15 protein-coding genes are annotated in these 12,685 nt (G+C 67.6%); all 15 read right to left on the bottom strand.

The window, feature by feature from the left end; genetic code table 11:
- Positions 1 to 188: 188 nt before the first annotated feature.
- Complete coding sequence (gene hypD, locus AC2IR1_RS14500; protein ID WP_486472681.1) at positions 189 to 1,331, bottom strand: hydrogenase formation protein HypD; 1,143 nt, start codon at positions 1,329 to 1,331, stop codon at positions 189 to 191.
- Entirely contained in the window at positions 1,331 to 1,636 is a 306-nt protein-coding gene (locus AC2IR1_RS14495; RefSeq protein WP_486472680.1) for a HypC/HybG/HupF family hydrogenase formation chaperone, read from the bottom strand. Before AC2IR1_RS14495 ends, hypD begins: the two co-directional genes overlap by 1 nt.
- Positions 1,637 to 1,639: 3 nt before the next feature.
- Positions 1,640 to 3,118 carry a sigma-54-dependent transcriptional regulator gene (locus AC2IR1_RS14490; RefSeq protein ID WP_486472679.1) on the bottom strand — a complete coding sequence of 493 codons (1,479 nt, stop codon included), beginning with the start codon at positions 3,116 to 3,118 and terminating at the stop codon, positions 1,640 to 1,642.
- Positions 3,118 to 4,032, bottom strand: a complete 915-nt coding sequence (gene hypB / locus AC2IR1_RS14485) for a hydrogenase nickel incorporation protein HypB (protein WP_486472678.1) — start codon at positions 4,030 to 4,032, stop codon at positions 3,118 to 3,120. The genes AC2IR1_RS14490 and hypB overlap by 1 nt, the downstream gene beginning before the upstream one ends.
- On the bottom strand, positions 4,032 to 4,373 hold the full coding sequence (gene hypA / locus AC2IR1_RS14480) for a hydrogenase maturation nickel metallochaperone HypA (RefSeq protein ID WP_486472677.1): 342 nt from the start codon (positions 4,371 to 4,373) through the stop codon (positions 4,032 to 4,034). The genes hypB and hypA overlap by 1 nt, the downstream gene beginning before the upstream one ends.
- Positions 4,366 to 5,262 (bottom strand): hydrogenase expression/formation protein HupK, encoded by an 897-nt coding sequence (locus AC2IR1_RS14475; protein WP_486472676.1) that lies wholly within the window; start codon positions 5,260 to 5,262, stop codon positions 4,366 to 4,368. The genes hypA and AC2IR1_RS14475 overlap by 8 nt, the downstream gene beginning before the upstream one ends.
- Before the next feature lies 1 nt (position 5,263).
- Positions 5,264 to 6,127: a [NiFe]-hydrogenase assembly chaperone HybE gene (hybE, locus tag AC2IR1_RS14470; RefSeq protein WP_486472675.1), complete on the bottom strand. Its 864-nt coding sequence runs from the start codon at positions 6,125 to 6,127 to the stop codon at positions 5,264 to 5,266.
- Positions 6,124 to 6,939, bottom strand: a complete 816-nt coding sequence (locus AC2IR1_RS14465) for a hydrogenase expression/formation protein (RefSeq protein WP_486472674.1) — start codon at positions 6,937 to 6,939, stop codon at positions 6,124 to 6,126. The genes hybE and AC2IR1_RS14465 overlap by 4 nt, the downstream gene beginning before the upstream one ends.
- Before the next feature lie 10 nt (positions 6,940 to 6,949).
- Positions 6,950 to 7,348: a thioredoxin domain-containing protein gene (locus AC2IR1_RS14460; protein WP_486472673.1), complete on the bottom strand. Its 399-nt coding sequence runs from the start codon at positions 7,346 to 7,348 to the stop codon at positions 6,950 to 6,952.
- 4 nt (positions 7,349 to 7,352) lie between these two features.
- Complete coding sequence (locus AC2IR1_RS14455) at positions 7,353 to 7,676, bottom strand: HypC/HybG/HupF family hydrogenase formation chaperone (protein WP_486472672.1); 324 nt, start codon at positions 7,674 to 7,676, stop codon at positions 7,353 to 7,355.
- Between the two features lie 54 nt (positions 7,677 to 7,730).
- Positions 7,731 to 8,339 (bottom strand): HyaD/HybD family hydrogenase maturation endopeptidase, encoded by a 609-nt coding sequence (locus tag AC2IR1_RS14450; RefSeq protein WP_486472671.1) that lies wholly within the window; start codon positions 8,337 to 8,339, stop codon positions 7,731 to 7,733.
- 289 nt (positions 8,340 to 8,628) lie between these two features.
- Positions 8,629 to 9,390, bottom strand: coding sequence for a Ni/Fe-hydrogenase, b-type cytochrome subunit (gene cybH / locus AC2IR1_RS14445; protein ID WP_486472670.1), 762 nt, complete (start codon positions 9,388 to 9,390; stop codon positions 8,629 to 8,631).
- Positions 9,387 to 9,578 (bottom strand): hypothetical protein, encoded by a 192-nt coding sequence (locus tag AC2IR1_RS14440; protein ID WP_486472669.1) that lies wholly within the window; start codon positions 9,576 to 9,578, stop codon positions 9,387 to 9,389. Before AC2IR1_RS14440 ends, cybH begins: the two co-directional genes overlap by 4 nt.
- Positions 9,579 to 9,592: 14 nt before the next feature.
- A complete protein-coding gene (locus AC2IR1_RS14435; RefSeq protein WP_486472668.1) occupies positions 9,593 to 11,386 on the bottom strand; it encodes a nickel-dependent hydrogenase large subunit in 1,794 nt (597 codons plus the stop codon).
- A 3-nt stretch (positions 11,387 to 11,389) separates the two neighbouring features.
- The gene (locus AC2IR1_RS14430; protein ID WP_486472667.1) at positions 11,390 to 12,535 is read right to left on the bottom strand and encodes a hydrogenase small subunit; all 1,146 of its coding nucleotides are present in this window, start codon (positions 12,533 to 12,535) and stop codon (positions 11,390 to 11,392) included.
- Positions 12,536 to 12,685 lie beyond the last annotated feature (150 nt).

The following is a 12,685-nucleotide window of genomic DNA, read 5'->3' as shown; positions in this document are numbered from 1 at the left end:
TGTGGGCGCTTCTTCTGTCCGACATCGCCAATGCGCCCTCCCGGGGGGAGGGTCGGGCGCCGCCCGGCGTGCCGCCGGGCGAAACCTTTGATCTGTTGAGGCTCCCCGTAATGGGGAAGTCTCAGGCGGCACCCGATCTGGGAGGACAGGACGGGGCCGCCCGGGACCGAGGCCCCCCGAGGGTGGGGTTACTCGGCCGCGACGCGGGCGCCGCCGTAGGTCCAGTAGGCGGCACAGGCGCCTTCCGAGGAGACCATGAGCGCGCCCAGCGGCGTGTCGGGGGTGCAGCCGCGCCCGAACTGCGGGCAGGCGGTGGGTTTCATACGGCCGGTCATGACCTGTCCGCAGGCGCAGCCTTCGGGTTCGGGCACGGGCGTGCGGCCGGCGGCGGCGGCATAGCCCAGGCCGAATTTCTCCTCCGCATCGAAGGCACGGTAGGCGGCGCGCATCCGCAGGCCGGAGGCGTCGATCTCGCCAAGTCCGCGCCATTCGAAGGAGGGGCGTTCCTCGTAGACATCGGCGATGGCGGCGAGGGAGACGGCGTTGCCGTGTTCGGGCACGACGCGGGCGTACTGGTTTTCGACCTCGGCCCGGCCCTGGCGGATCTGTTGCAGGACCATGAGGACCGATTGCAGCAGGTCGAGCGGTTCGAAGCCCGCCACGACGATGGGTTTGCCATAGTCGCGGGGGATGAAGTCGTAGGGGTGCACGCCGATGACCATGGAGACATGGCCGGGGCCGACGAAACCGTCGAGCAGCATGTAGGGGTCATCCAGCAGCGCCTTGATGGGCGGCGGCACGGTGATGTGGTTCACGAAGACGGTGAAATTGGTCAGGCCTTCACGCGCCGCCTGCTGGACCGAGAGCGCGGTGGAGGGCGTCGTGGTTTCAAAGCCGAGGCCGAAGAAGACCACTTCGCGGTCGGGATTGCGGCGGGCGAGTTCCAGCGCGTCGAGCGGCGAATAGACGGTGCGGACATCGGCGCCGGCGGCCTTGGCCTGAAGTAGGGATCCCTTGGTCCCCGGCACGCGCATGGCGTCGCCGAAGGAGGTGAAGATGACTTCGGGCCGGCGGGCCAGTTCGACGGCTTCGTCCACGCGGGCCATGGGCAGGACGCAGACCGGGCAGCCGGGGCCGTGGATGAATTCCACGCCCTCGTGCACCAGCTTGTCGAGCCCGTAGCGGAAGATGGAATGGGTGTGGCCACCGCAGATTTCCATGATGCGGACGGGACTTTCGGCGGTGGCGCCTATGGCGTCGGCCTCCCGCGCGATGGCCTTCAGCAGGGCCTGCGCCTTGGACGGGTCGCGGAATTCCTCGACGTAGCGCATCAGCGGGCCTCCACGGCAACAGGGTGCGCCAGCGCGCGGTCGCCCTCTGCCATCTGGTCCAGCGCCTCCTGCGCCTCGCCCAGTTCGCGGAGCGCGTCGAGTGTCGCGGCGGCCTCCGCCTCGTCGATGACGGCCATGGCGAAGCCGACGTGGATCAGCACCCATTCGCCCACGAGGTCATCCAGCGGGCGGTCGGCGACGGGGGCCAGCGAGACCTCCCTCCGGACGCCGGAGATTTCGGCCAGGCCCATCTGCCGGTTCGGGTCGGAGATCGCGATGATCTGGCCGGGAATACCAAGGCACATGTCTCAGTCCTCCTCTGAAATGGATGCATGGGGTTCGATGCCGTAGCGGTCGAGCTTGGCGCGCAGGCCGACCCGGGACAGGCCCAGTTCGGCGGCGGCGCGGGACTTGTTCCACTTCAGCCGGGTGAGGGTTTCGCCCAGGATCCGCATCTCCATGATTTCCACCCGGTCCTTCAGCGTGCCTTCGAGCTGGCTGAAATCGGGGGCGGCCACCTGGGCGCCGGCGCCGTCGCGGGGATCGCGCGATTGCAGGATGTGGCGGGAGATGAGATCGGCCCCCAGGGTCACGTCCTGGGCCAGGATCAGCATGCGGGTGACCTCGTTGCGCAGCTCGGGCAGGTTGCCGGGCCAGTCGTAGCCTTCGAGGAAGTGGATGGCGTCGGCGGCCAGACCGCGCACCGGTTTGCCATGTTCCTGCGCGACCTCGTGCAGGTAGCGTTCGGCGAGCAGGATGATGTCGTCGTTGCGGGCGCGCAGGGGCGGCAGGGCCAGTTCGGTCACCTGCAGCGCGTAGTAGAGGTCCGAGCGGAAGCGCCCTTCGGCCACCATCTGGCGCAGGTCGGAGTGGGTCCCGGCGAGGATGCGGGCATTGGTCGTCAGCGTCTCATGCGCGCCGTAGGGCTGGAACGCCCCTTCGGTCACGACGCGCCAGAGCGCCATCTGCATGGCGGGCGAGAGCGTGTCGACGCCGTTGAGGAAGACCGTGCCGCGCGCGGCCTTCTGCAGGATGCCCGTGCGCGATTGCGGGGTGCCGGGCAGGGCGCCGCGCCGCGCGCCGAAGAGTTCGGCCGCCAGGGCTTCATCCCCGAGACCGGCGCAGTTCAGTTCGAAGAAGGGCTTGTCGGCGCGCAGGGAGCCGTAGTGGATGGCGCGCGCCAGTTCGGTCTTGCCGGTGCCTGGCTCGCCCGTGATCAGCACGGGCACGTCGAAGCTGGCGAAGTGGCGCGCGCGGGAGATCGTGGCGTTCAGCGGCGAGTTCGGGCCGCGCAGCACCTTGTCGAAGCCAAGGCCGGCCTGCAGCAGGCGGCGGCGTTCCTCGGTCCGTTGCGCAGCCGCGGTGCCGAGGTAGCGCATTTCCAGCGTCATGCGTTCGTGATCGCGCGCCAGGTCGAAGAGGCGGGAGGCGTTCTTTACCGCCATCAGCAGCTGGTCGGGGTGCCAGGGCTTGGTGATGAACTGGTAGATGCCCGCCTCGTTGATGGCGTCGATCATGTCGGAGGTTTCGGTGTAGCCGGTGACGATGATGCGGACGGTATCGGGCCAGCGGTCGCGGACCTCTGTCAGCAGTTCGATCCCGGTCTTGCCCGGCATCCGCTGATCCGAGACGACGACCTGGACCCAGTGCTGCTCCATCAGTTCCCAGGCCTCGGCCGCATCGGCGGCTTCGAGGACGGTGAAATCGTCCTCGAGCGCCATGCGCATGGCGGCGACGGAGTGGGGTTCGTCATCGACGACGAGGATGGTGGGCAGCTGATCGGCCATCATTCGGCCGCCTTGCGGATGCGTTTGGCCATGGCTTCGCCCTTGAGCCAGGCGATCCAGCGGTTCAGCCCCTCTCCGGTGCGGGCGGAGACGCGGATGACCTCGATCGTGGGGTTCACGCGTTTCAGGTTCGCCTCGTAGAGGTCGAGGTCGACATCGCAATGCGGGGCAAGGTCGACCTTGTTCAGCAGCGCGATGCGCGAGGCGGTGAACATGTCGGGGTATTTCAGCGGCTTGTCCTCGCCTTCGGTGACGGAGAGGATCGCCACCTTGGCGTCTTCGCCCAGGTCGAAGGCGGCGGGGCAGACGAGGTTGCCGACGTTTTCGATGAAGAGGGTGGTTTCGGGGGCGAGGGCGAGGTGTTCCATCGCGTGCCCGACCATGTGGCCGTCGAGGTGGCAGCCCTTGCCGGTGTTGATCTGGATCGCCGGCGCGCCGGTTTCGCGGATGCGGTCGGCGTCATTGGTGGTCTGCTGGTCGCCCTCGATCACGGCGAGGGGGCCTGCGTCGGCCATGGCGCGGATGGTGGCGCAAAGCAGCGTGGTCTTGCCCGAGCCGGGGGAGGAGACGAGGTTGACGGCATAGGCATCCAGCGCCGCGAGGCGGGCGCGGTTGGCCGCCGCGTAGCGGTCGTTCTGGCTGAGGATGCCGGTCTCGATCTCGATCAGGCGTTCCTGCGACATGCCGGGAACGGCGGTGCCGGCCGGGCCGGTGCCGTAGTGGATGTCGTGGGAATGGGCGTGGCCGTGGTCGTGGTCGTGATCATGCCCGTTGTCATGGTGGTGATGGCCATGGTCATGCGCGTGATCGTGGGAGTGATCGTGCCCGTGCCCGTGCCCGTGATCGTGCCCGTGTTCATGGTCGTGGGAATGACCGGCGAGACTGGCGTCGCCGCAACCGCATACAGTGCACATCAGAGCACCTCCATGTCTTTAATCTGCATTTCATCGCCGCCCTGGGGCAGCAGCTTGCCCCCGCCGCAGAGCGGGCAGGGCGACAGGCGTTCGGGGATCTCGACCTCGGCCATGCAATCGTAGCAGAGCGCCTTGCCGGGCAGGTCGATCATGATCAGGTCTGCGCCCTCGGCCTTGGAGCCGCGCATGACGATTTCCCAGGCGAAGGAAAGGGCGGATTTCTCGACCCCGGCGAACTGGCCGATTTCGAGGCGCACGCGGGTGACGCGGGTCACGTCGGGGCGGTCGGCGGCCTGGTCGACGACGCGGCGGATGCCTTCGCAGAGCGACATTTCATGCATCGGGGGCCTCCGGCGCAACGTTTTCCGCAAGGGGCACCAGTTCGACGGGCGCGCAGGGGTCGAGGATGTCGAGGAGGAGCGGCGCGAGCCCCGCGCGGTCGGCGGGCAGGGCTGCCAGCGACAGGTCCAGCGCGCCGCCGGGGGCGAGCATGTGATCGGTCGGGGTGATCCGGGCGAATTCGGTCACGAAGCCTTCCTCGGTGGCGATGCGCAGGCCGGAGCTGCCGCGGGTGGCGGGGACGACCGCCGTGCCCGGGGTGGGGCAGGTGACGGCGGGCAGGGCGCCGGTGAGGGCGCTTTCGGCATCGTAGGCCCGGGCGGCGGCCCGCCACAAGGGGCCGTGGTCGAGCGCGGCCAGCGCGGGCCGGTGGGCCTGGCGCGTGGCACAGGCGTTTTCCACCGGGCGGTCGGCCCAGATCGTGCCGGGCGTGACCGGGGGCAGCGGGGCGATGGCGCCCGCCGTGCCGAAGGCCCGGTCGATGGCGGAAAGCAGCGGTGCCACGCCATGGCCCGAGCGCAGGAAGGACGCGAAGTCCTCGGGGCTTTCGGGCGCGGTGCCCGTGGGCCCGAAGAGCGCGGTGGCGACGCCCCGGCCTTCGGTCCAGCCTTCGGGCAGGGCGCGCACCGGCAGGCCCAGCAGGCGCGGCCAGGTCACGAAGAGCTTCATCAGGTGGTCGCGCAGCACCTCTGCCGCGATCGGCGCGGGGTCCACCGCCCGGCCGAGCGCCGCCTGAAGCGCCGCCCCCTGCGCCGCCCGGCACAGCGCGAAGAGGCGGGGCAGCAGGGCTTCCACCTCCTCTATGCTGCGGCCCACCACGAGGCGTGCCACCGGCAGGGCGGGGCCTGACCGGGCGCGCAGGGCGGGAATGGGGGTGAGGGGCTTGTTCATCTCAGGCGGTGGTGTCGTCGGGGGTTTCGGGGGAGGGTGCGGGACGGTCGTCGGCAAGACGGTCTTCGGCGAGGCCTGCTGTCAGCACCGCGCGGCGGGTGGGCGCGGGGTTCAGGATCGGCACGGGCGGCTCTTCTGCTGCGACTTCTGCGGCCGCCTGCGCTTCAAGCTCTGCCTCGCGGGCGGCGCGGATGTCGGCGCTGCGGTCGGTTTCGGCCCGGTTCTCCTCGTCGAAGATCGCCTGCATCACGGCGCGGGCCACGTCGGTCGCATCCTTCTGGCGGGTGAAGTCGCCCATGGGGGAGAAGAGCGAGCAGGCCTTGTAGCCGCCGATGGCGTCGCGGGTGTTGTGCAGGAACTCGTAATCGCCGGAGGGGAAGGAGATGACCTCCTTCTCGCCGGTGGTCAGGGTCCATGCCTCGCCATCTGGCAGCAGGATCAGGTTCATGAACCAGGGCGAGACCAGCACGCCGAGGAAATGGCCGTTCCAGGTGCGGAAGCCCACGGCCTCCACATGCAGCGCCTTGTTGACCAGCGGCACGTCGCGCATCTTGGAATGCCAGACCTCGTTGAAGTCGTCGACGAGGCGGGCGGTGATTTCGGCAATGCGGGCCGCTTCGCGCATCTCGTCCGCGCCGGGATCTTCGAGCACCATGAACTGCGCCGCGGGCGCCGAGCAGGTGGGGCAGGTCCAGTCCTCGGGCAGGGCGGAGAAGGGCGTGCCGGGGTCGATCTGGCGGCTGTCGTCGCCTTCGGCCGGGTCGTAGGGCGTCCAGCAGACCTTGCATTCCATGATCGCCTGCGGGCTGATCTTGTCCTGCGCGCCGAGGTAGGAGCCTTCGAAGGTCGCCTTTGGGGTGTTCATCGGATCGCCTCCACGACTTCGCGCAGGCGTTCGGCGCTGTCGGAGAGGTCTTCGCGGGCGGCGAGCACCACTTCGGGCATCGCCGTGATCTCGTAGGTGTCGAGGATCAGCTGGTCGGTGGAGTTGTAGAACTGCACGTGCCAGCAGCGCGGCAGGGCCTGGGCGGTGATGCGGCAGTTGCCGTAGCCGCGCGACAGGATGTCGACGGAGCCTTCGCCGAGCCGGGCGGAGAGCCAGGCCAGGTCTTCCTCGGTATGGGGCAGGAGGGAGAGGTTGATGACGTGCAGCTCCACCCCGGGATTGGCGGAGTGGTCGTGCAGTTCCGACAGCAGCGCGGGGGCGTTGACGACGCCTGCGCCCGGCTTGTCGTCGGTGGGGCGCTTGAAGGGTTCGAAGGCGCGGGAGATGGCCATGTCGGGGACCTGGCCCACCTCCACCGCGTCGATGCCCGAGCCGGTGAGGGACCAGACGCCGGCAAAGACGGATTCCTGCACGCGGATCGCGGGGATGCCGCGCACCTTCATGGCCACTTCGCCTTCGCCCAGGGTTTCCGCGATGATCTTGCGCGCCTCGGGGTCGATCCTGGACAGGTCGTAGCGTTCGGCCTTGCCGCCTGCGGCGACGCGATCGGCGGCATCGGCCAGGGTGGTCAGCAGGGCGAGGGCGGCGGCGGGGGCATGCTCCACCTCCGGCAGGTGGGTGGTGTAGGTGCGCATGTCCTGTGGCATGGGCATGTATTCCAGCTCCTCCCCGTCCTCTGACGCCTGGGAGCCGGGGCCGTAGCCGGTGGGGGGCATGTGGAAGTTCTGCATCTTCGGATCCTCAGGCGGCGGGGGCGGTATCGGGGGAGGGCTGGACGGCGAGGAAGCGCGGGATCCGCGCCATGTAGTCGTCCCAGTCGCGGACGCGGGCGATGCCGCCGAGGCAGGCGCCGTCGCGGAAGAAGATCAGCGAGGGGGTTTTCAGCACGCCGGTGTCCTCTCGCAGCTTCGCCTCTATCGCGTCGCCGGCGACGGCGCAGTCGAAGGCGCGTTGGAAGGCCATATGAAGCTCCGGCAGGATGATCGCCACATCGGGGGTTTCGAGGTTGCGGGCGGCATCGCCGGGCACGAAGACCAGGTGGGTGCCGGGCCGGTCGAGCCAGAGGGCGAGTGCGGCCGGATCGTCGAGCTTCGGATAGCCCAGGTCGTCGATCAGCCGGGAAACGAGGGGGTGGGTCATCGGATCATCCTTCGGTTTGGCCGGCGGCCTGGGCGGCGGCGAGATGGGGCGGCAGCTGGGGGCCGCGGGCCTCGATATCGGCGAAGGGATCGGGGCTGCCTTCGACGCCGCGGGCGATGTCACGCAGGCCCTGCAGCGCATCGAGGATCTGGTGGGCCTCCTCTTCCTCCAGCACCGCGCGGGCGGAGCCGAGGAAGGTCAGCACCCAGGTGCCCGCATTGAGCGGGCCGGTGAGGGCGAGGTCGATGAGCACCTCCCGGTCGCCATCGGCGGCGGTTGCGATGAGGTCATCGCTGTGGAGGATCAACATGGGGATACCGATACACATGGGCTTGCTTTCAAAGGTGGCTGGCGTGCAGGCGGGGGTTCCTGTCGGGGGAGGTCAGCCGTCGGCGGGGAAGAAGCGGACATCGCCCGTGCGGCAGGCCTCTGCCTCGGACGGGCGGTTGCCCTCGTAGTTTTCGCGGCGCAGGGAGATGTCTGCGAGGTCGTTGGTGGCGGTTTCGCCCTTGGTCGCGGTGTGGCCGCGCGCCGCCAGCCAGTCGCGGGCGATGGCGATGGCGGGGGCGATCTGTGCCTCGACCGCGGGGCGCAGGCCGCCGCCGTAATCTTCCAGCTCCACCGGCTGGCAGCCGATCAGCACGATCTGCGCTGGGCAGCAGCCCATCAGCTGTGCCGTGGCCAGCACGTCCTGGAAGCCGGTCTGGTGAAGCGACATCTTCTTGGCGCCCATGAAGGACGGGACGTCGTCGCCTTCGACCACCTTCAGGGTGCCGGGTTCGAGGCCGTAGTCGACCGCGTCGAAGACCACCATGGCCTCGACGCCTTCGAGGAAGGGGAGAAGGTAGAGACCCTGGGTGCCACCATCGAGGAGGTGCACTTCGGGGCCGAAGGAAAGGGTGCGGGCGGTTTCCTCGACGCAGCGAACGCCGAAGCCTTCGTCTGCCCAGAGCACGTTGCCGATGCCGAGGATAAGGGCCTTGCCTGTCATGTGAGATGCGCCTCCGCTGGTCTTCACGGGGCTCCTCTCCCCGCAGGTGGGGCCAATCTAGGGGGCGGGGCCGGGGGTGGACAGCAGAATGCCAGTTTCGAATGGGTTGGGGTAAGGCGTTGAAAGTATTTGCTTAATACTGGTTTTGGAAGTGGGTTTTGTGCTCTTTGTGGTAACTTGGTTTCCGGTTTGGCGCAAAGTGTGAAGGTGGCTGTCCACATAAGAAAGGCAGGCCCCGAGGGGCCTGCCGATCATCCGTCACGAAGTTTCCATTCGAGTCGCGAAGTGGTCACTCCGGCGCGTCATCCTTGAAGGTGCGGTGGCCCGAAATCATGGTGGAGACCATGGACTGCCGGGACATGATGTCTTCGCGGATGGCGGCGTAGATGTGGATCATCATGAAGATCACGATGGCATACATGCCGATGTGGTGCAGCGAATGCAGGATCTGGCTGTTGCCGATCCAGTCGCGCAGCGGGCCGAAGATCGCATCCAGGATGCCACCCTGGCCCACGCCTTCGGCGTAGAGCGCGAAGCCGGTGATGATCATGAAGCTGAGCCCGACGGTCATGAAGAAGAACATGGCGATCTGGGCCAGCGGGTTGTGCCCGATGTATTTCTTCGGCACCGGTTCCAGGAAGAGGTACCAGCGCATTTCGTGGATGATCTCTTTCCACCAGGTCTTGCGGAGCAGGGGCAGGTAGAACATCTGCCGGGCGTGGTGGTTGCCCACGAAGGCCCAGTAGATGCGGCCGAAGAAGCCCGCGGTCAGGATCATCGCCGCCGCGAAATGGGCGAAGCGGATGTAGCCGAAGACGAACTGGTGCGTGGCCTCGCCGATCTGCATCGAGGGCGGCGGGGAGCCGATGAACCAGCCGGTGACGATCAGCACGAGGATCGCCGCGGCATTGATCCAGTGCCAGAGCCGCACCGGCGCCTCGTAGACGTAGATCGAGGTCTGGCGGGTGACCTGGTGGTCGCCCTCCAGGTGGTGGGCGTCGGCGGTGCCGAGCGGAGCCGACTTTGCGCCCGAGGGGGAGGCGCTGCTCATTTCCGCGCCCTCCGCGCGACGTGGAGCGCGATGCCGGCGGCGACGATCAGCACCAGCGCGGGCAGGAGGTGGGCGGCGGCATGGGCCGCGACCCCGTGCACCGGCCCGTGCAGCCCGTGGGCCGAGGCCGCCCCGGGAAGGGCGGCGGCAAGAGCGATGAGCGCGATGCGTTTGATGGACGGTTTCATGGTGAGTTCCTCCCTCAGCGAACCTTGACTTCGGTCAGCACGTCGCCGTCGGGCGACATGACATGGGTCGAGCAGGCGAGGCACGGGTCGAAACTGTGCAGGGTGCGCAGGATCTCCACCGGCTCTTCCGGCCGGGCCATGGGCGTGTTCATCAGGCTGGCCTCGAAGGCGCCGATATTGCCCTGGGTGTCGCGGGGCGAGCCGTTCCAGGTGGTGGGCACGACGCACTGGTAGTTCTCGATCCGGCCATCCTTGATCTTGATCCAGTGGCCAAGCGCGCCGCGCGGCGCTTCGGTCATGCCGACGCCCTTGGCTTCGGCGGGCCAGGTGGAGGGATCCCACTTCTCGATGTTCGCCGTCGTCTCGTCCCCGTTCTTGATGTTGGTGACGAGCTTGTCGAAGAAGTGCTGCTGCAGGCGGCCGCAGTATTCGGATTCCAGCGCCCGGGCGGCGGTGCGGCCGAGGGTGGAGAAGATCGCCTCGAACGGCAGGCCCATGTCGGTCAGCAGGCCATCGACCTGGTCCTTGATGTCCTCGTGCCCCTTGGCATAGCCGACGATGTAGCGGGCGAGCGGGCCCACTTCCATCGCGTGACCCTTCCAGCGCGGCGCCTTGATCCAGGAGTATTTCGCCGCCTCGTCGAGTTCGAGGATGTTGGTGCGGGTGCCCTTGGCGTTCGGGCCGAGCTCGTACTGGGCTTCGGTGACGCCGTCCCAGGGGTGCAGGCCCTTGCCCGGTTCGCCGTAGGTGTACCAGGAGTGATCGACGTATTCCTGCACCTGTTCGGGGTCGCGCGGATCGACGTCGTGCACCTGGGTGAGGTCGCCGTTGATGATCGCGCCGCGCGGCAGGTGGAGCTGCTCGGGCGAGAAATCATTGGGATGTTCGGGGATGTCGCCATAGGCCAGGCAGGCCTGGGAGGAAAGGCCGCCGCCGTAGAGCCAGTTCTTGTAGAAGCCGCCGATCGCCTTCACGTCCGGAATGTAGACGTTGCGGTTGAACTCCTGGCTCTTCTGGATGATCGACTGCACCAGGTTCAGGCGTTCTATGTTGATCGCGCCGACGGCGCCGGTCGAATGGACGTTGATCGGGCAGGGCACGCCGCCCACCAGCCAGTTCGGATGCGGGTTCTTGCCGCCGAAGATGGTGTGGACCTTGACGATCTCCTTCTGGAGGTCGAGCGCTTCGAGGTAGTGGGTCGTCGCCATCAGGTCCGCTTCGGGCGGCAGCTGATAGGCGGGGTTGTCCCAGTAGCCGTTCTTGAAAAGCCCCAGCTGGCCGGATTCCACGAACTTCTTCAGGCGGTTCTGCACGTCGCGGAAGTAGCCCGGGGAGGACAGCGGGTGGTTCGGGCCCACGGTCTGCTGCAGTTCCGAGGTCGCCTTCGGATCCGCCTTCAGCGCGTTGACCGGGTTCACCCAGTCCAGCGCGTGCAGGTGGTAGAAGTGCACCACGTGGTCATGGATCTGCAGCGCCAGCTGCATCATGTTGCGGATCGAGTTGGCGTTGTCCGGGATCTGGATGCCGAGCGCATCTTCCACCGCGCGGACCGAGGTCAGCGCGTGGGTGCCGGTGCAGACGCCGCAGATCCGTTCGGTGAAGGCCCAGGCGTCGCGCGGGTCGCGGCCCTTGAGGATCACTTCGAGACCGCGCCACATGGTGCCGGTCGACACCGCGTTGCGGATGACGCCGTCTTCATCGACGTTCACTTCGCAGCGCATGTGGCCTTCGATCCGGGTCACCGGGTCGACGACGATGCGCTTGCCGGAATTGTCGAGGCTGAAGCCGTTGGGAGTCTGGACGACCATGGATTACACCTCTTCCTTGGACTTCACGTCCTGGGTCTTGCTTTGGGTCTTGCGTTGCGCCGATTTCAGGGCCGAGACGGCGGCATGGAGCGCGATGCCCCCGCCGACGACACCGGCCGCCGTCAGGCCTACCTTGTCGGCGTTTGCCTCCACCCCGAACTGGGTGAGGTCGGTGACGCGGTTGTAGAAGCTGCCCTGATCCCAGAAGCCGTCCTCGGAACAGCCGATGCAGCCGTGGCCGGACTGGATGGGGAAGCTGGTGCCTTCGTTCCAGCGCACGGTGGAACAGGCGTTGTAGGTGGTCGGGCCCTTGCAGCCCATTTTATACAGGCAGTAGCCCTTGCGCGCGTTCTCGTCGTCCCAGGCTTCGACGAACTGGCCGGCGTCGAAATGGGGGCGGCGGTAGCATTTGTCGTGGATCCGCTGGCCGTAGAACATCGCCGGGCGGCCCTGACGATCCAGCTCGGGCAGGCGGTCGAAGGTCAGCATGTAGGTGATGACGCCGGTCATGACCTCGGCAATGGGCGGGCAGCCCGGGACCTTGATGATCGGCTTGTCGGTGATGACCTTGTGCACCGGCGTGGCGCGGGTCGGGTTGGGCTTGGCCGCCTGGACGCAGCCGTAGGAGGCGCAGGCGCCCCAGCTGATGATCGCCTTGGCGTCCTTGGCCGCGTGGCGCAGCTGTTCGACGAAGGGCTTGCCGCCGACGATGCAGAACATGCCGTCCTCATCCAGCGGCGGGTTGCCTTCGACGGCGAGGATGTAGTTGCCCTTGTACTTCTCGATGGTGTCTTGCAGCGCGGCTTCGGCGGCGTGGCCGGCGGCGGCCATCAGCGTGTCGTCATAGTCGAGCGAGATCATCGACAGCACGACGTCCTTGGCCAGCGGGTGGGCCGAGCGGATGAAGCTTTCGGAGCAGCAGGTGCATTCCAGCCCGTGCACCCAGATGACCGGCGTGCGCGGCTTGGTTTCCATCGCATGGGCGATCTTGGGCACGAAGGCCGGGCCGAGGCCGAGGGCGGCGGCGGTCAGCGAGCAGTACTTCATGAAGCTGCGGCGGGTGATCCCCTGCCGGCGCATCACGTCGTAGAAGGTTTCGATCTGCTGGGTCACGTGGGTCCTCCGTTCCTGGCCTTCGGGTCCTGTCATTCAGGTCCTGCTATTCGGGGCGCTGGCGGGCCTGATGCAGGCGGGCCCGGCGTCCGGGTGCGACAGTTTTCGCGCGTATGCGGCCGTATGCGGAGGAGAAAGTGATGGTGGGTCGGATATCTTCTTTGTTGTTTTAAATCAGGTGTTTGT

Source organism: Pseudooceanicola sp. NS-SX8, assembly GCF_057380755.1.
Note: the sequence above shows the minus strand (reverse complement) of the source record. Positions and strands in the feature narration are given on the sequence as shown.